Consider the following 16,435-nt stretch of genomic DNA (forward strand, 5'->3'; position numbering starts at 1 on the left):
AGCTACGCCCGTGGGACGCATCGTCGTTGACGTCATGCTCAAGCCCGAGATCCTCGACCCGCAGGGACAGGCCGTGCGCGGCGCCCTTCCGCGGCTCGGGTTCGACCAGTTCACCGATGTGCGGCAGGGGAAGCGCTTCGTGCTCTCCGTCGACGGGGAGGTGACCGATGAGCATTTGGCGCAGGCGCGTCAGGCCGCCGAGACCCTGCTCTCCAACCCGGTCATCGAGGACGTCGTCGACGTCCACGAGCTCACGCACGACGAGCCCGAGCAGGCCCCGGTCACGGGAGCCATCGCGTGAAGATTGGGGTCGTTACCTTCCCCGGCAGTCTCGACGACCACGACGCGCGCCGGGCGATCGACCTCAGCGGCGGGACATCCGTCGCGCTCTGGCACCGCGATGCCGATCTGCTGGGCGTCGACGCGGTGGTCCTGCCGGGCGGCTTCTCCTACGGCGATTACCTGCGCGCCGGGGCGATCTCGCGATTCGCTCCGGTGATGGACGAGGTCATCGCGGCGGCGAAGGGCGGGATGCCGGTCCTTGGGATCTGCAATGGCTTTCAGATCCTCTGCGAATCCCACCTGCTGCCCGGCGCGATGATCCAAAACAACCACCGCACCTTCGTCTGCGCCGACCAGCGGCTTCGCGTCGAAAACGCCGAGACCGCCTGGACCTCCGACTTCGAGGCGGGCCAAGAGATCACCATCGTGTTGAAGAACCAGGATGGCCAGTTCGTCGCCGACGAGGCCACCCTCGATGAGTTGGAGGGCGAAGGGCGGGTCGCTTTCCGCTATCTCGGCACGAACCCCAACGGCTCCTCCCGCGATATCGCTGGGATCACCAACGAACGCGGGAACATCGTCGGGCTCATGCCCCACCCCGAGCACTGCGTCGAGGCCGGTTTCGGACCGAGTCTCGATGGGCGCGGATTCTTCACCTCCGTCTTGAAGCAGGTCATCGCCTCGTGAGCACCCCCCTCGACACCGTCAGCAACGCCGAGCAGACCCCCGAGGTCGACCAGCCCTGGGCCGACCTGGGCCTCAAGGACGACGAGTACGCCCGGATCCGCGAGATCCTCGGGCGCCGCCCGACCATCGCCGAACTCGCGATGTACTCGGTGATGTGGAGCGAGCACTGCTCCTACAAGTCCTCCAAGGTGCACCTGAAGACCTTCGGCGACCTGCCCGATGAGACCCCGCTCGGCAAGACGCTCGCCGGGATCGGCGAAAACGCCGGGGTCATCGACGTCGGTCAGGGCTGGGCGGTCACCTTCAAGGTCGAGTCGCACAACCACCCGTCCTATGTCGAGCCCTACCAGGGCGCCGCGACCGGGGTCGGCGGGATCGTGCGCGACATCATGGCGATGGGCGCTCGGCCGATCGCGGTGATGGACCCCCTTCGGTTCGGCGCGATCGATCACCCCGACACCGCCCGGGTCCTGCCCGGCGTCGTCTCGGGCGTCGGCGGGTATGGCAACAGCCTCGGCCTGCCCAATATCGGTGGCGAGGTCGTCTTCGACTCCTGCTACCAGGGCAACCCCCTCGTCAACGCCCTCTGCGTTGGTGCGCTGCGGCACGAGGATCTCCACCTCGCCAAGGCCTCGGGGACTGGCAACAAGGTGATCCTCTTCGGCGCCAAGACCGGCGGCGACGGGATCGGTGGCGTGTCTGTGCTCGCGTCGGAGACCTTCGACGAAGGGGGACCGACGAAGCGCCCAGCCGTCCAGGTCGGCGACCCATTCGCCGAGAAGGTGCTGATCGAGTGCTGCCTGGAGCTCTACCGCGCGGGCGTGGTCGAGGGGATCCAGGACCTCGGCGGTGCCGGGCTCTCCTGCGCCACGTCCGAACTCGCTTCCGCCGGTGACGGCGGCATGCAGATCGAGCTGGACCGCGTCCCCCTTCGCGACTCCACCCTGCGGGCCGAGGAAATCCTCATGTCCGAAAGCCAGGAGCGGATGATGGCGGTCGTGACGCCGGAGAAGGTCGACGCCTTCCTCGCGATCACCGACAAGTGGGATGTCGAAGCCACCGTGCTCGGCGAGGTCACCGACTCCGGTCGCCTGATCATCACCTGGCACGGCGAGGTGATCGTCGATGTGCCCCCGCGTTCGGTCGCGCACGATGGACCGGTGTACGAGCGCCCGATCGCCCGGCCCGACTGGATCGATGCCGTGCAGGCGGACACGAGCGCCTCCCTTCCGCGCCCGGCGGACGATGAGCTCGGCCAGGTCGTGCTTGACCTGCTCGCCTCGCCCAACCTCTGCGACAAGACCTGGATCACCAACCAGTACGACCGCTACGTGCTGGGCAACACCGCCCAGGCGATGCCCGCCGACGCCGGCATCGTGCGGATCGACCCGGATACCGGGCTCGGCGTCGCGGTGTCCACCGACTGCAATGGCCGCTTCGGGCGGCTCGATCCCTACGCCGGCGCCCAGCTCGCGCTCGCCGAGTCGTACCGCAATGTCGCGACCTCGGGCGCGCTGCCGCTCGCGATCACCGACTGCCTGAACTTCGGCTCGCCCGAGGACCCGGCCGTGATGTGGCAGTTCCAGCAGGCGGTGCAAGGCCTCTTCGACGCCTGCCTCGAGCTCGGCATCCCGGTGACCGGCGGCAACGTCTCCTTCTACAACCAGACCGGTGATGTCGCGATCCACCCGACGCCCGTCGTCGGTGTCCTCGGCGTGCTCGACGACGTGACGAAGGGGGTCGGCGCGGGCTTCGCGGCTCCCGGCGACATCGTCGTGGCGCTCGGCGTCACGCGCGACGAACTCGACGGCGGCGAGTGGGCGCACGCGCTCCACGGTCACCTCGGCGGTCGTCCCCCGGTCGTCGACCTCGCCGCCGAGAAGGCGCTCGCCGACGTGCTGGTCGCGGCCGTGCGTGGTGGGTCGATCACCTCGGCGCACGATCTGTCCGACGGTGGTCTCGCGATCGCGCTCGCCGAATCGGTCATGCGCTACGGCGTGGGCGCCTCGATCGACCTCGCTCCGCTCACGGGCCGAGATGAGGTCGACACCTTCACCGCGCTCTTCAGCGAGTCGACCGCGCGGGCGATCGTCACGGTCGCTGGCGAGGAGCAACTGGCCCGCATCGTGAGCCTCGCGGCCGAGCACGGGGTCGAGGTCGCACGCCTTGGCAAGACCGACGGGGATCGTCTGGTCGTCAAGGGTGCCTTCGACCTCGGCGTCGAGGAGATGCGCTCGGCCCACCGCGCGACGATGGCCCGATACTTCGGCGAGACGGTGACGATCACGGCCTGATCGGCCGCGTCAGCGCACCCGCCAGCGTCCGGCCTCCGGCGCTTGCGGGGGCGTGAAGTCCTCGCCGTCGCGAAGGGGCCGGGCCCCGGTGGTCCGGCGCGCGAGCTCCTTCGGAGACAGCACGCCGGTCGGGAAGGGCCAAAGGCCCACCTGGCGCCGGATCTCGTCGCAGTCGAGCGACCCGCCGCGCCGCGCCACGAGCACGGTGTTGCCGTATCGCCGACCCTTTAAGACCTCGTGAGTCGCGATCAGGGCGACCTCGCCGCGCGGGCCGCCGCCCCCTTCGACCGCTTCCCGCAGGCCTGCGGCGACGCGCCCGAGATGGCGCATCCCCGGTTCGTCGGGGCAGTTCATCAGCACGACCCCGCCGGGGCGCAGGACTCGCACCACGTCGGCGAACCACTGCGAGGTGACGAGTTCGCGGGGGACGCTGCCGCCGGCGAAGGCGTCGATCACGACCACCTCCGCGCTGTCCCCCTTCAGCGCCGTCATGCCGGTGCGGCCATCGACGGGGCGGACCCGGATTCGGTGACCACGTGGGAGGGGGAGCTCGGCGCGGACGCGTTCGGTCAGGGCGGTGTCTGGTTCGAGGACGATCTGCGGCGATCCGGGTCGGGTGTGCTGCACCCAGCGCGGCAACGTCAGGCCCGCGCCTCCGACATGGGTGATCCCGATCCGGGGATGGGTGCGGGCGGGAAGAAGGGCGTCGATCGCTGCCGCGAAGTGCTGGACGTACTCGAAGACCAGAGCCCCCGGATCGTCCGGGTCAACATAGGACTGGGGCTGATCGCCCACGATGACGGTGACTCCGCCGTGCTCGTCGCGCTCGAAGCGCACGTCGCTTGGCTCGGCCACGGTCAGTTGGAGTCACCATCTTGCTCAGGGCCGTAGGGGGGCGATCCCGGATAGGGCACGCGCTCGATGCCCTCGAGGCCGGCGGCCTCGGTCGGCTCCGGACGCTGCGGGGTGTCGAGCCAGATCGTGAAGAAGTCGTCGAGGTCTTTGCCGCTGACCTTCGCCGCATGCTCGCGGAAGGCATCGTCGGTCGCGGTGTCGCCCGCCCGCTCCTTGGCCCAGGTGCGGACGATCCGCTCGAAGGTCTGATCACCGACCTTGCGCCGTAGGGCAGCGAGCGTCATCGCGCCGCGCTCGTAAACCGCCCGATCGAAGATCCGCTCCGGTCCCGGATCCCCGATGGTCAGCTGCCAAAAGGTCGAGGGGGATGGAACAGACCAAGACCGCGCAAGGGATTGCTCGGTGGTGAGCCGGTCCTGGTCCTCGGCCCACTTCCACTCGGCATAGGTCGCGAAGCCCTCGTTGATCCAGATATCGGCCCAGGAATGCACGGTGATCGAGTCACCGAACCACTGGTGGGCGAGCTCGTGGACGAGGATCTCGTTGTTCTCACCCACGCCCCAGAAGACGGGGTCGTAGACCGGGCGGGTCTGGGTCTCGAGGGCGAAGCCAGCGCGCATGTCCGGGACGACCCCGCCCGTGACCTCGAAGGGGTACGGGCCGATCCAATCCTCGAGCCACGCGACCACGTCGGGCGTCTTGACCAGGCCCGTCGCGGCGGCGCCCGTCACCCCTTCCTCCACAGCGTTCAACCAGGGCAGACCGTCCTTGCCCTCGCCCTCGGTCACCCGGTACTTCCCGATCGCGACGAAGGCCAAGTACGGAGCCATCGCATCGCGAGCCGCCCACTGCCAGGTCGTCGTGTCTTCGGAGGAGGTCGTCTTCGTCAGGCGGCCGTTGCTGATCGCCGTGAGGCCCTTCGGCACGGTCAGTCGGACCGACATCGTCGCCCGATCGCGCGGGTGATCGTTGGCGGGGAACCACCAAGCCGCGGCATGCGGTTGACCAAGAAGGAGCTCGCCGGTGGGCGTCCGGTACCAGGGGTTCTCGTCGGGGTGCGGACGGAGCGGTTCGCTCGTCCGGTCGCCGTATGTGACCCTGACCGTCATCGTCGCCCCCTTCGCGATCGGACGGGTGGGAGTGATGACGAGGTCTTGTTCGCCGGTCTGCTCGAACTTCGCCCGCTTACCGTCAACCGTCACTGAGCGAGCCCGAAGTCGCAGGTCGAGGGCGAAGGAACTCAGCGCCGTGGTGGCCGTCGCTTTCATGGTGCTCGTCCCGGTGATTTCGCCATCGTCCCAGGCCAGGGCGATGTCGTAGGACGTCGCGTCGTACCCGGCATTGCCGTGGTCGGGGAAGTAAGGATCGCCGATCCCGGTGGCGGCGGGTCCAGGGTCGGAGGCCGTGGTCGAGGGCGTCGCGCTGTGCGTCGACGAGGGGGACGTCGCCGTCTCCGCGGGCGCCGGAGCACTGGGCAGGGCCACGGCCACGGCGAGCGCGGCGGCGAGGGCTCCTCCGAGGAGGATGCTGGGAAGGGCGCGAGAGCGCTCGCGAGGGGGCATGGGCGCTCCTGGTTTGCGTCACCGGTGGTCGTAGGGGTGACGATAGCGCCATGGCACGACGACGGATCAGCGACGAGGACGGTGGGGCTGCCGTGCGCGCATGGATGGCGGCCTTTGGATCGGCCGACCCGGTCGCCCGCCCCGTGCTCGCGGCGGCGGTGCGGTGGACCTTAGAGGAGCTCGCCTCTCGGGCGCCTGGGCGCAGCGTCGAGGTGCGCGTGCCCCCCTTCGCCGCGGTGCAGTGCATCCCCGGCCCGGTCCACACCCGCGGAACGCCGCCCGCCGTGATCGAAACCGACCCGGACACCTGGCTGGAGATTGCGACGGGCGCACTGAGTTGGGCCGATGCCCAGCGCTCCAGGCGCCTGCGCTCGAGCGGTCAACGCGCGGACCTCACCCCGTTCCTCCCCCTCACCTGAGTCCCGGACCGGGTGGGTTAGTGCCTGGCGGTGTCGGGGTTGGTGCCATCGGACGGGGTTATTGCTGGGTCACCTGGCACTTTCCGGGCGCGGGAGTCGGACGGCGGGGACGTTGTCACTGGGCGCGGAAAGTGCACCCGGGCGGGGTTGATGCCGTGGGGCGCGGATAATGCCTGGCGGTGTCAGGGTTGGTGCCATCGGGCGGAGTTATTGCTGGGTCACCTGGCAGTTTCCGGGCGCGGGAGCCGGTTGGCGCGGACGTTGCCACCCGGCGCGGGGAACGCGTGGTCTGGGCACCACGCGTGCGCGCCGCAACACGCTCAGGGGTAGGTGACGCCGACCTGCGAGCGGATCTCGTCCATCGCCTCCATCAGGGCAACCGTCTCGGCAAGAGGCATGAGGGGCGACTCTGTCTCCCCGGCGTGGACGCGCAAGGCCACCTCGGCCGCTTCGTGGCGCAGGCCGCGGTGGAGTTCGAAGGGGTCGGCCTCCACTTCGTCGAGGATGTACTCGTCGGCGCCCACCAGGCGGATCGTGGTCGGTGCATAGAAGGGGGTGTCGATCTCGATCCGAGCGGCAGACCCGCAGATCATCGCCCGGGTGGGAGTGAGTGCGCTCATATCGCAGGAGAGCGCCCCGACGCCGCCCGTACGCCCGAGGACTGACATCGCGAGGCGCGCGTCGACCCCTTCAGGAGTCAGTGCACCGACCGCCGTCACCGATGCGATCCCACCGAGCACCATCGAGGCGAGCGACAAGGGGTAGATCCCCAAGTCCAAGAGCGAGCCTCCGGCCAGGGCGGGATCGGCGAGACGCCGCGGTCCACCGGGCCAGAGCAGTTGACCGTGGTCGGCGAGCACGGTGCTGATCGGCCCGAGTAGACCTGCGGCGACCGCCTGGCGCACGATGTCGTAGTGCGGCAGGAAGCGCGACCACATCGCTTCCATCGCGAAGACGCCCGCCTCGCGGGCCGCCGCGACGACCTCACGAGCCTCGGAGGCATTGCGCGTGAAGGCCTTTTCGACGAGCACGTGCTTGCCCGCCGCGATGGCAAGGAGGGCATGGGCCCGGTGCTCGCTGTGTGGGGAGGCGACGTACACGACATCAACCCTCGGGTCCGCAACGAGGCCGCCGTAGGAGCCATGCCAGGCCGGGACGCCATGCCGCTCGGCGAAGTCGCGGGCACGCCCCGCGTCTCGAGACCCGACCGCGACGACTTCCTGACGCGTTTCGGTGAGCGCTCGGGCCATCTCCGAGCCGATCCAGCCGGCACCGAGGATGCCCCACCGCAGCCCCGGCGCCGCTGCCGGATCGGGCCGTCGCGATGGCGGCAAGGTCAGGCCGGGGACGTGGGCGCGCGGGCGGCGATCGGGACTCACCCTGCCTAGCATGCCGCTATGACGCCTTCGCCCTTCGCGCACCCGCCGACACCGGAGTCCGCAGGGGGCGGGCCGCGCTTCGGGATCACGATCCTGCCCGAGCACCGGTGGGCCGATGCGGCGCCGATGTGGCGCGAGGCGGAGGCGATGGGTTTCGCCCACGCGTGGACCTATGACCACCTCGTGTGGAGCGGCCTGCAAGAGGCGCCGTGGTTCGCGGCCGCCCCGACACTCGCGGCTGCCGCGGGAGTCACCGAGCGGATCGGCCTCGGGACCTTCGTCTCGTCCCCGAACTACCGCCACCCGTACGTGGCGTACCGGGACATCATCAGCCTGGATGACATCACCGGGGGTCGGTACCTCGCTGGACTCGGGACCGGGGGTCAACTCGATGCCGGGATCCTGGGCGACGATCTCCCGCTCAAGACCCGAGTTGACCGCTTCCACGAGTTCGTCCGCGTCCTCGATCGGCTGATGCGCGAGGACCGGGTCGATCATGACGGTCAGCACTATCGGACGGTCGCCGCCCGGACCGCACCCGGGCCCACCCAGCGACCGCGGACCCCCTTCGTCATCGCCGCGAACGGTCCCCGCTCGATCCGGCTCGCCGTGGAACTCGGCGACGGGTGGGTGACCACCGGTCCGCGCGCCGAGACCGAGGAAGAATGGTGGGAGGGCCTGAAGAGCCTCACCGAGCGGGTCGATCGGGCGTTGGCCGCGGCCGGTCGCACCCACATCGATCGGTATTTGAATCTCGACAGCGGGCCGGCCTTCGCCTTGGAGAGCGTCACCCGATGGGAGGACATGGTGGGTCGGGCGAGCGCGCTCGGGTTCACCGACCTCATCACGCACTGGCCTCGCCCGGACGGTCCCTATGCCGGGAGCGAGGCGACGCTCGCCGAGGTGGCCTCGCGATCTCTGAGACAATGACGCCCGTGAAGAAGCGTCGCGAACCGAAGATCCTGTCCTTCCTGCTGACGGGAGCGATCATCGGGTTCGTCGTGTTCGGACTCGTCGCAATCTTGAACCCCGAGCTCGAGAACCAGTGGGGCGCGACGTACTCGGCGACGACTGCGGTCGGGTACATGAGCGTCTTCGGGATGCTCCTCGGGGCGATCTGCGGCGCGGTCGCCGCCGCCATCGCGGCTGGTCCGGGCGATCCGAGCCAGCGCCGCCGCCGCAAGCGCAAGGGCGACTGACCTTCGGCGTTCGGCGTGAGATGATTCGGTCGTGCCACGCGGAGACGGAAACCTGTCCCACGACATCCTTCCCGGCGAGAAGGGGCCCCAGGACGCCTGCGGTGTCTTCGGGGTCTGGGCTCCCGGAGAAGATGTCGCCAAACTGACCTACTACGGGCTGTACGCGCTACAGCACCGCGGCCAAGAGTCGGCGGGCATCGCGACCTCCGACGGCCGGAGCATCCTCGTCTACAAGGACATGGGCCTGGTGAGCCAGGTCTTCGACGAGCGCTCCCTCGATGTCCTGCGCGGGCATCTCGCGATCGGCCACTGCCGCTACTCGACGACGGGCGGCTCTACCTGGGAAAACGCCCAGCCGACGCTCGGCGGTCACGATGAGGGGACCGTCGCGCTCGCGCACAACGGCAACCTGATCAACTCCCACGAGTTGCGCGAACTGGTCGCCGAGCGCCAGGGGGTCGACCGGAGCGACTCCGAGGGCCGTACCTGGCGTGAGGTGCAGCCGAAGGGGGAACTGCGTCGCGGTAACACCTCTGATACCGCCCTCGTCACCGCGCTGCTCGCCGATAACCCGGACCGCACCCTCGAGGCCGCGGCCCTGGAGATCCTGCCCAAGTTGCGCGGCGCCTTCTGCCTGACCTTCATGGACGAGCACACCCTCTACGCTGCCCGCGACCCGCAGGGTCTGCGCCCGCTCGTGATCGGCCGGCTGGAGCGCGGCTGGGTGGTCGCCTCCGAGACCGCCGCGCTCGATATCGTCGGCGCCTCCTTCGTCCGTGAGGTCGAACCCGGCGAGCTCATCGCGATCGATGAGGACGGCCTGCGCTGCCAGCAGTTCGCCGAACCCGCCCGCAAGGGCTGTGTCTTCGAATACGTCTACCTGGCCCGGCCGGACACCACGATCAGCGGACGGGTTGTCCACGAGGCTCGTGTCGAGATGGGCCGGACCCTGGCGCGGGAGTACCCGGTCGACGCCGATCTGGTGATCCCCACGCCCGAGTCTGGGACCCCCGCGGCGATCGGTTACGCCCAGGAGTCCGGGATCCCCTATGGCCAGGGCCTTGTGAAGAATGCCTACGTCGGGCGCACCTTCATCCAGCCGAGCCAGACGATCCGGCAGCTCGGCATCCGCCTGAAGCTCAACCCGCTGAAGGAAGTCATCAAGGGCAAGCGCCTCGTCGTTGTCGATGACTCAATCGTGCGGGGCAACACCCAGCGCGCGCTCGTGCGGATGCTGCGCGAGGCCGGCGCGGCCGAGGTCCACGTGCGGATCTCCTCGCCCCCGGTGCGCTGGCCCTGCTTCTTCGGGATCGATTTCGCGACCCGCGCCGAGCTGATCGCGACCGGGCTCGGGATCGAAGAGGTCTGCCGCTCGATCGGAGCGGACAGCCTCGGGTATATCAGCGAGGACGGGATGATCGCCGCCACCGGTCAGCCCCGTGATGAGTTGTGCAGCGCCTGCTTCAGCGGCGTCTACCCGATCGAGCTCCCCGACGAGGAGCGGCTCGGTAAGAGCCTGCTGGAGCTCGATTTTGGCCCCGCGGCCGAAGAGGCGGTGCGTCGCCCGTGACCGGCCAGCCGATCACCTACGCGAGCGCCGGCGTCGATGTCGAAGCCGGCGACCGGGCCGTCGAACTCATGAAAGCGTCGGTCCGCCGCGCGACGCGACCGGAGGTCCTCGGGGGACTCGGCGGTTTCGCCGGAATGTTTGATGCCTCCGCCCTGCAGGGGATGCGCGCCCCGGTCCTCGCGACCAGCACCGATGGCGTCGGGACCAAGGTCGCGATCGCCCAGGCGATGGATGTCCACGACACGATCGGGCAGGACCTGGTCGGCATGGTCGTCGACGACATCGTGGTCTGCGGCGCCGAGCCCCTCTTCATGACGGACTACATCGCGACCGGCCGGGTCGTGCCCGAACGCATCGCCGCGATCGTCGGAGGGATTGCGAAGGGGTGCGAGCTCGCCGGGGTCGCTCTCATCGGTGGCGAAACTGCCGAGCACCCGGGCTTGCTCGACCCGGACGAATACGACGTGGCGGGCGCCGCGACGGGCGTCGTCGAGCGCGATGAGGTCCTGGGCGCTCACCTCGTCACGCCGGGCGATGCGGTGATCGGGATCGCCTCGTCGGGCCTGCACTCCAATGGGTACTCCCTCGTCCGCCGGGTCGTCGCCAGCGCCGGCTGGGCGTGGGATCGTGACGTCCCCGAGCTCGGGCGGACCCTGGGCGAAGAGGCCTTGGAGCCGACTCGCATTTACTCCCTCGATCTGCTCGATCTGATCCGCTCCGAGATCTCGGTCCACGCTCTGTCGCATGTGACCGGCGGCGGCCTGGCAGCGAACCTCGCCCGCGTCTTGCCCGCCGGATCCTTCGCGCGGGTCGATCGCTCGACCTGGGAGTTGCCAGCCATCTTCGGGCTGATCGGCGAGCTCGGTCAGGTGCCGCAGGCCGATCTCGAGCGCACCTTGAACCAGGGGGTCGGTTTCGTTGCCCTGGTGCCCGGCGACCACGCCGATCGCGCCGTCGCGCACCTGGCCGCCCGCGGACTTCCCGCCTGGGTGATGGGCGAGGTGCACGATGAGAAGGGGGCGCCGGTCGCCGACGGCATCGACATCGTCCACGGGGCGAAAGGAGTCGATGGCGGGTCCGTGCAGGTCGTGGGGGAGCACCCCTGAGCCGCATGCGTCTTGTGATCCTCGACGCCGACCCGTCCTCGCGGATGGCGCTCGCCGATGTCCTCAGCTGTGACGGGGATGTCTCCGTCCTCGGCGCGGTCGCCGAGCCCGCGGCCTTGGTGCCCTATCTTGCCGATACCGAGGCGGTCGCGATCGTCGCCGACCTGACGACCGAGGACCTGACGCCGGTGATCGGTTGGCTACGGGACGAGGCTCCAGATGTCGCTGTCGTGGTGCTCAACCCCGATACCGAGGAGGAGCGCGACGAGGTGCCGAGCGGAGCCCACGCCTGCTTGTTGCTCGCGGCGACCCCCCGCCAGATCGTCGCTGCGGTGCGCGGCGCGATCCGGGAAGCGAACGACGGTCCGAGCACCGGACCGTTGATCCAGCAGACCCCCCACGCCGCCGAGTTGACGCCGAAGGAGCGCGAGGTGATGCGCCTCGTCGAGCGCGGAGCGACGAATCAGCAGATCGCCGACCAGCTCTACCTCAGCGTCTCCGCGGTGAAGTCACACCTATCGCACGTCTTTGGCCGCCTCGGCGTCGGCAGCCGCGATGGAGCTGTCGCCGAAGCGCGGCGCCAGGGCGTGCTCTAGCGCAGGGTCGCCGACGAGAGCGGCGGTGGTGGTGACGAAAGAATCGACCTTGACGAGAGGTGCGCCCCGGATGAACCCCAGGGGCGCACCGCCCGACGTCAATCCTGACGGCTCCAGCGGTCGTAGTCGTCATCCTCGTCCCAGGAGGAGTGGGCGTCGGTGCGCCCTTCATCCCGTGACTGGCTGGACTGCCCGTGAAGCTCTCGCTCAAGCGCGCTCAGGTCGGTGTCCGGCGAGTAGTACTTCAACTCGCGGGCAACCTTGGTCTGCTTGGCTTTGGCCCGGCCGCGCCCCATGGCGTGACCCCCTCATACGTCGTGCGGGACGGCACCCACTGGTCTACCTCGTCGTGGTGGACGGGGTAGATGAGCGGTAGCGGTCCCGGGATCAATGTGTAGTCGTGGAGCCAACGGTACATGGTGAAGGGGGATGCTCGCTTCCCCGGTGCGGGCCGGAATCGTGCGAACTCGCCGAGATCGGCCTCACAGAGCGAGTTTTCCCAATCGCCTACTGACGGGTCACTAGCGTTGCTACCTTCACGAACGTGTCGGAACGTTCAGGGCGACGGCCCCTCAAGCGTCGAGCCGCCGTCGCGGCCATGGTGGCTATCGGCATCGTCGCGTCAAGCCCGGCTTATGCCGCAAGTGGCGACGCTCCCCCCTTCGCCAGCCATCCAAAGGGCCAGGCGCCTTGCCCGGAGGGCTGGTCGCGATCGGGCACGTATGTGAGCGATCTCGGCGACCGGACGATCCCGCAGGCGAGGTTCGCGCGCGGGTGGAAGCGAGTCTCTGGCACGCGGATTGCTGGCGGCACGTACCTCACCTCGACGGTCAGCGGCAGCAGTGCCTGGTTCCACTTCACCCCCTGGAAGGCTCACCCGGGACGCCGAACCTACGTGGCGCTCGCGCACCGGGGATGGATTCAACAGGGCGCGGGGCGGGTCTCGGTCAACGACCAATTGATCTCGGTCACGTCGCGCTCGAGTGCCTGGCGGGGACTGATCTCGAACGTCACGGACGCGACCACGACCGAGGGCGGAGAGATGTACCCCTGGGTCGAGCACCGCCGCACGGGATCCCGGGCCACCTGGAGCATCGACAATCTGCAGGTCTACACCTGCCGCGAAGCCAAGGCCGTCTCGCGCGTGGCGGAGGCCGACAGCTACGCGTTGTCGGCGCGGCTCGCTGGCGAATGGGAGCCAGGCGTCAAGACCATCGTCCTCGCCAGTGGAGAGTCGATCGGCCACAGTGTCACGGCCGGTGCGCTCGCGGCGCGCGAGCGAGGCCCCCTGCTCTTGACCCGACGGGGGAGTGTGCCGGCCACGGTGCGGGCCGAACTGCAGCGGCTCAATCCGAGCCGAGTGATCATCGTGGGGAGCCCGTCGATCGTGAGCGATGGGGTCGCCGAGGATGTGGCGAGCATCGTGCCGACCGTGCAGCGGCTTAGCGGATCGGATCGCTACGACATGGCCGCCAAGGTCTCCGAGCGATTCGCGACCGGCCGCAGGGTCTACATCGCCTCCGGCCAGACCTACCAGGATGCCATGTCTGGTGCTGCGCTCGCCGGACGCGAGAAGCGTCCACTTCTGCTCACCCCCACCGCGACGCTCTCTCCCTCGGCCGCGGCGGCGCTGAGGCGACTGAAGCCCAGCTCGATTGTCATCGTCGGCGGGACCGGCACGGTGAGTTCCTCGGTGCAGCGGTCGTTGGCGGCCTATGGCCCGGTGAGTCGCGTGGGCGGTTCGACTCCATACGCGACCTCGGCGGCAGTCGCCAAGCGGTTCGGGAAGAGGGTGCAGCGGAGCTATCTCGTGAGCGTCCACCGCACCTCCGACGCGATCCCGGCGGGCGCGCTCGCGGCGAAGAACGACGCGCCCGTGCTGCTGACCTCCCCGGGTTCGCTCCCGGCTCCGGTCGACAGCTACCTCCGATCGGTCAGCGACACCCGCGGGGTCGTCCTGGGCCCGACGAGCCGCGTGGGATCCATCGTGCGCGACCAATACGGTCGCACGATGCCGTGAAAGGGGACGCACAACCGTGAAACGACGCCGCAGGATGCTCGACGGGACCGTCGTCATGCTCAACGTGCCCGATGCCCTCACGATGCCCCCGCCCACGGCGATCGGGGTGCTGCGCCTGGACGGAGCCGAGGTGGAGCTCACCGCCTCTGACGCCGACGGGGCCGCCTACTTCGCGGAGGTCACCCGCACCCCGCTCGGTGCGCCCACGCCGATGCGCAATGGTCGCTCCCTGCGCACCGGGCCGCTCGGCGGAGACGCAGCCCTGGGCCTGGGCTTCGTGCTCGAGGTTGGGTCGCAACGCGTCTTCGGGTCGGTGCCGCCCGCGGTGTCCCGCACGGACCTCGCCCGGTGGCTGGGGCGCATTCAGTGGAAGGTGGTCGACTCCTCGGTCCAGGCCGACCTGACGGGGGTCGCCGAATGGGTTCCCGAGCGCCCGCAGGTCCTCGCCCAAGAAGTTGACCTCGAAGGGGGCGGCAACTACCTCCTCGACGTCCGCCGGGCCCGCGGCCGTCGGCGCGAGCGTCGGGCCGGTAGCGGGGGCCGAGCGCGAGGTGGGGATCTCTACCGGAGTGCGCAGGATGAGACGAGGCCGCACGTGATCCTTGAGGCCGATGACTTCGTCGCCTACGGCATCCCGATGCCGGCGACGCCGATCGATGATGTCGTCTCGTCGATGCTCGACGTCACGACGACCACCGAATGAGCGTCATCGTCTGGCTCGTCGTGGCTGGCGTCCTCGCGGTGAGCGGAACCCAGCACATCCGACGGCCCGCGCATGCGTCTCGGGCGGTCCGGGCGCACGGACTGGTGTCCCCGTCGCCGGCCGCCATCACCGGTCTCGGCATCGCCGAAGTGGCGCTCGCCGCCGGTCTGCTCGGAGCCGTCGTCGGGTCATGGTCATCGGCGGTGACCGCATCCTTGGGTGGCGCGAGCGCCGCCTATCTCCTCGCCTGCGGCGCGTACCTCTTCGCATCCTGGCGGCGCGGCGCGGCCGGTCTGGATTGTGGGTGTGGGCTCGGTGCTTCGCTCGTCGGAGGATGGGCGATCACCCGAGCCGTGGTCCTCGGAGCGCTGGCTGGGCTCGCCGCCATCGTCACCGCGACCGGTTCGGAGCTCGCGCGCCCGGCGCTCGTGGCGGAGTGGGCCGTCGCAGTTCTGGCATCAGCAGCCTGCGTGGGCCTCGCCTTGCTGCTCCCGGCAGTTCGGGTCCCGGCCGAAGGGAGGAAGGCATGAGCTTCCAGTTGGCGGCACTCCTGCTCACCTGGGCGGTGCTGCTCGCCCTGGTCCTCGCGAGCGCGGGACTGCTGCGGATGATTCAAGACCTCCAGCGCCGGCTGGCCGACGGCGCTCTGGAGGGCGGATCGCGTCCAGGCCCGACGGGGGTGACGGGGCTCGCGCTCCCGGCGACCGGCCCGGGGGCCGCCTTGCGTCCAGACGGCGCCGGGGTGGTGCTCTTCGTCGCGCCGGGATGCCCTGCGTGTGGGGGCGCCATAGAGTTATTGGCTCAGCGCGCGACCCCGACGGTGGTCGCCTCGCTCGGACCCTGCCCAGAGGCTGCCGTGCGCACGCGGTGCGTGCCCGACGCCGATGCGCTCGCCGATCTCTTGCAGGTGCCGGCGACTCCCTTCGTCCTCGCGGTCGACTCCGCGGGGACCATCCGCGGCTCGCTGCTGCCCGAATCCACCGATGACCTTGCTGACTGGCTCAACCACATGGAGGCGACGACCCGATGACCCGTTTTACGGACCTGCCCGAGGTCGACCCCCAGCACATCCGGGAGCGGATGATGCCAGCGAGGGCGAGCCGCCGCGGCCTGATCCGCGGTGTCCTCGGCGCCGGCGCGGTCGCCGCCCTGGGCGGGCTCTCGCTCGTGAACTCCAGTAGCGAGAAGGCGTACGCGGCCTACTTCGAGGACTGGACCAACACCAAGACGGGGCCGTGCGCGCCGGGCGGCTACGCCAGTGGCCACACCGAACGAGGATGGAAGTGCGGCCCGTCCACGCCCTGCTACAACCTCTCGTGCTGCTGGCGCTATCGCAGTGGCGCAGGCAACCGGGTGGGCTGGCATAAACAGGGTCCGGGACTGAAGGGGTACTTCCTCCACCGACCCGACGCGTGCTGGGCGGGCAAGTACGACTCCTGGCACTGGCGCTTTAGTGATGGCAAGACCTATCGCTGCTCGGATGGTTGGACCTGCTCGTCGTCGGGGAGTTGCTTCCGCTCGATCTGTCCCTGGGCGGTGTAGGTGAGCGCACCGGTCGTCACGGGCAGCGTGGCGCGCCAGTGGGCGGCCGACCCGCTGACGAGTGCCATCGCGCTGAGCGCGGGCGTTGGCGTGCTGGGCCTTTCTGCTGCTCTCAACCACCCACCGCCGGTCACCGCGGTCATCTTCCTCGCGGCCCTGATCGCGGCGGTCGCTCAGTCGGGCTCAACCTGAGGCATCAACAGCGCTTGGGCGCTGTTGGC

19 protein-coding genes are annotated in these 16,435 nt (G+C 69.6%); 15 read left to right on the forward strand and 4 right to left on the reverse strand.

Annotated elements, in window-relative coordinates; translation table 11 throughout:
- The first annotated feature begins 10 nt into the window (after nucleotides 1–10).
- From purS to purL, 3 genes are read left to right on the forward strand one after another with little or no spacing between them, the layout of a single operon-like run.
- A complete protein-coding gene (gene purS, locus AB8K43_RS04295) occupies nucleotides 11–301 on the forward strand; it encodes a phosphoribosylformylglycinamidine synthase subunit PurS (RefSeq protein ID WP_370891836.1) in 291 nt (96 codons plus the stop codon).
- Nucleotides 298–969, forward strand: a complete 672-nt coding sequence (gene purQ, locus AB8K43_RS04300) for a phosphoribosylformylglycinamidine synthase subunit PurQ (protein ID WP_370891838.1) — start codon at nucleotides 298–300, stop codon at nucleotides 967–969. Before purS ends, purQ begins: the two co-directional genes overlap by 4 nt.
- Nucleotides 966–3,263: a phosphoribosylformylglycinamidine synthase subunit PurL gene (purL, locus tag AB8K43_RS04305; RefSeq protein ID WP_370891840.1), complete on the forward strand. Its 2,298-nt coding sequence runs from the start codon at nucleotides 966–968 to the stop codon at nucleotides 3,261–3,263. Before purQ ends, purL begins: the two co-directional genes overlap by 4 nt.
- 9 nt (nucleotides 3,264–3,272) lie before the next feature.
- Here purL and AB8K43_RS04310 read toward each other — a convergent pair whose 3' ends face one another.
- Both AB8K43_RS04310 and AB8K43_RS04315 read right to left on the reverse strand, forming a co-directional pair.
- Entirely contained in the window at nucleotides 3,273–4,118 is an 846-nt protein-coding gene (locus tag AB8K43_RS04310) for a spermidine synthase (RefSeq protein WP_370891842.1), read from the reverse strand.
- 2 nt (nucleotides 4,119–4,120) lie between these two features.
- Nucleotides 4,121–5,680 carry a M1 family metallopeptidase gene (locus tag AB8K43_RS04315; RefSeq protein WP_370891844.1) on the reverse strand — a complete coding sequence of 520 codons (1,560 nt, stop codon included), beginning with the start codon at nucleotides 5,678–5,680 and terminating at the stop codon, nucleotides 4,121–4,123.
- Between the two features lie 50 nt (nucleotides 5,681–5,730).
- Here AB8K43_RS04315 and AB8K43_RS04320 point away from each other — a divergent pair, with 50 nt between their 5' ends.
- Nucleotides 5,731–6,099 carry a sterol carrier family protein gene (locus tag AB8K43_RS04320; protein ID WP_370891846.1) on the forward strand — a complete coding sequence of 123 codons (369 nt, stop codon included), beginning with the start codon at nucleotides 5,731–5,733 and terminating at the stop codon, nucleotides 6,097–6,099.
- A 320-nt stretch (nucleotides 6,100–6,419) separates the two neighbouring features.
- Here the strand turns inward: AB8K43_RS04320 and AB8K43_RS04325 are convergent, their stop codons facing one another.
- The gene (locus AB8K43_RS04325) at nucleotides 6,420–7,478 is read right to left on the reverse strand and encodes a Gfo/Idh/MocA family protein (protein ID WP_370891848.1); all 1,059 of its coding nucleotides are present in this window, start codon (nucleotides 7,476–7,478) and stop codon (nucleotides 6,420–6,422) included.
- A gap of 18 nt (nucleotides 7,479–7,496) precedes the next feature.
- On the opposite strand from AB8K43_RS04325, the gene AB8K43_RS04330 reads away from it, so the two are divergent.
- From AB8K43_RS04330 to AB8K43_RS04350, 5 genes are read left to right on the forward strand one after another with little or no spacing between them, the layout of a single operon-like run.
- Nucleotides 7,497–8,408, forward strand: a complete 912-nt coding sequence (locus AB8K43_RS04330) for an LLM class flavin-dependent oxidoreductase (protein WP_370891850.1) — start codon at nucleotides 7,497–7,499, stop codon at nucleotides 8,406–8,408.
- Nucleotides 8,409–8,413: 5 nt separating this feature from the next.
- Nucleotides 8,414–8,677: a hypothetical protein gene (locus tag AB8K43_RS04335; RefSeq protein WP_370891851.1), complete on the forward strand. Its 264-nt coding sequence runs from the start codon at nucleotides 8,414–8,416 to the stop codon at nucleotides 8,675–8,677.
- Nucleotides 8,678–8,708: 31 nt separating this feature from the next.
- On the forward strand, nucleotides 8,709–10,247 hold the full coding sequence (purF, locus tag AB8K43_RS04340) for an amidophosphoribosyltransferase (protein ID WP_370891853.1): 1,539 nt from the start codon (nucleotides 8,709–8,711) through the stop codon (nucleotides 10,245–10,247).
- Nucleotides 10,244–11,353, forward strand: coding sequence for a phosphoribosylformylglycinamidine cyclo-ligase (gene purM / locus AB8K43_RS04345; protein WP_370891855.1), 1,110 nt, complete (start codon nucleotides 10,244–10,246; stop codon nucleotides 11,351–11,353). Before purF ends, purM begins: the two co-directional genes overlap by 4 nt.
- A 5-nt stretch (nucleotides 11,354–11,358) precedes the next feature.
- On the forward strand, nucleotides 11,359–11,949 hold the full coding sequence (locus AB8K43_RS04350; protein WP_370891857.1) for a response regulator transcription factor: 591 nt from the start codon (nucleotides 11,359–11,361) through the stop codon (nucleotides 11,947–11,949).
- A 98-nt stretch (nucleotides 11,950–12,047) separates the two neighbouring features.
- Here the strand turns inward: AB8K43_RS04350 and AB8K43_RS04355 are convergent, their stop codons facing one another.
- Nucleotides 12,048–12,245 carry a DUF3073 domain-containing protein gene (locus AB8K43_RS04355; protein ID WP_370891859.1) on the reverse strand — a complete coding sequence of 66 codons (198 nt, stop codon included), beginning with the start codon at nucleotides 12,243–12,245 and terminating at the stop codon, nucleotides 12,048–12,050.
- Between the two features lie 428 nt (nucleotides 12,246–12,673).
- Here AB8K43_RS04355 and AB8K43_RS04360 point away from each other — a divergent pair, with 428 nt between their 5' ends.
- Genes AB8K43_RS04360 through AB8K43_RS04385 form a run of 6 tightly spaced genes read left to right on the forward strand, consistent with a single transcriptional unit; the run spans nucleotide 12,674 to nucleotide 16,406 of the window.
- Nucleotides 12,674–13,969 (forward strand): cell wall-binding repeat-containing protein, encoded by a 1,296-nt coding sequence (locus AB8K43_RS04360; protein WP_370891861.1) that lies wholly within the window; start codon nucleotides 12,674–12,676, stop codon nucleotides 13,967–13,969.
- A gap of 16 nt (nucleotides 13,970–13,985) precedes the next feature.
- Nucleotides 13,986–14,672 carry a hypothetical protein gene (locus AB8K43_RS04365; protein WP_370891863.1) on the forward strand — a complete coding sequence of 229 codons (687 nt, stop codon included), beginning with the start codon at nucleotides 13,986–13,988 and terminating at the stop codon, nucleotides 14,670–14,672.
- Nucleotides 14,669–15,202 carry a MauE/DoxX family redox-associated membrane protein gene (locus AB8K43_RS04370; RefSeq protein ID WP_370891864.1) on the forward strand — a complete coding sequence of 178 codons (534 nt, stop codon included), beginning with the start codon at nucleotides 14,669–14,671 and terminating at the stop codon, nucleotides 15,200–15,202. Before AB8K43_RS04365 ends, AB8K43_RS04370 begins: the two co-directional genes overlap by 4 nt.
- Entirely contained in the window at nucleotides 15,199–15,702 is a 504-nt protein-coding gene (locus AB8K43_RS04375; protein WP_370891865.1) for a hypothetical protein, read from the forward strand. Before AB8K43_RS04370 ends, AB8K43_RS04375 begins: the two co-directional genes overlap by 4 nt.
- Entirely contained in the window at nucleotides 15,699–16,214 is a 516-nt protein-coding gene (locus tag AB8K43_RS04380; protein ID WP_370891867.1) for a hypothetical protein, read from the forward strand. The genes AB8K43_RS04375 and AB8K43_RS04380 overlap by 4 nt, the downstream gene beginning before the upstream one ends.
- A complete protein-coding gene (locus tag AB8K43_RS04385) occupies nucleotides 16,215–16,406 on the forward strand; it encodes a hypothetical protein (protein ID WP_370891868.1) in 192 nt (63 codons plus the stop codon).
- The last annotated feature ends 29 nt before the right edge of the window (nucleotides 16,407–16,435 follow it).

It is taken from the genome of Janibacter sp. GXQ6167, from assembly GCF_041365945.1.
GTDB lineage: Bacteria > Actinomycetota > Actinomycetes > Actinomycetales > Dermatophilaceae > JBGFSK01.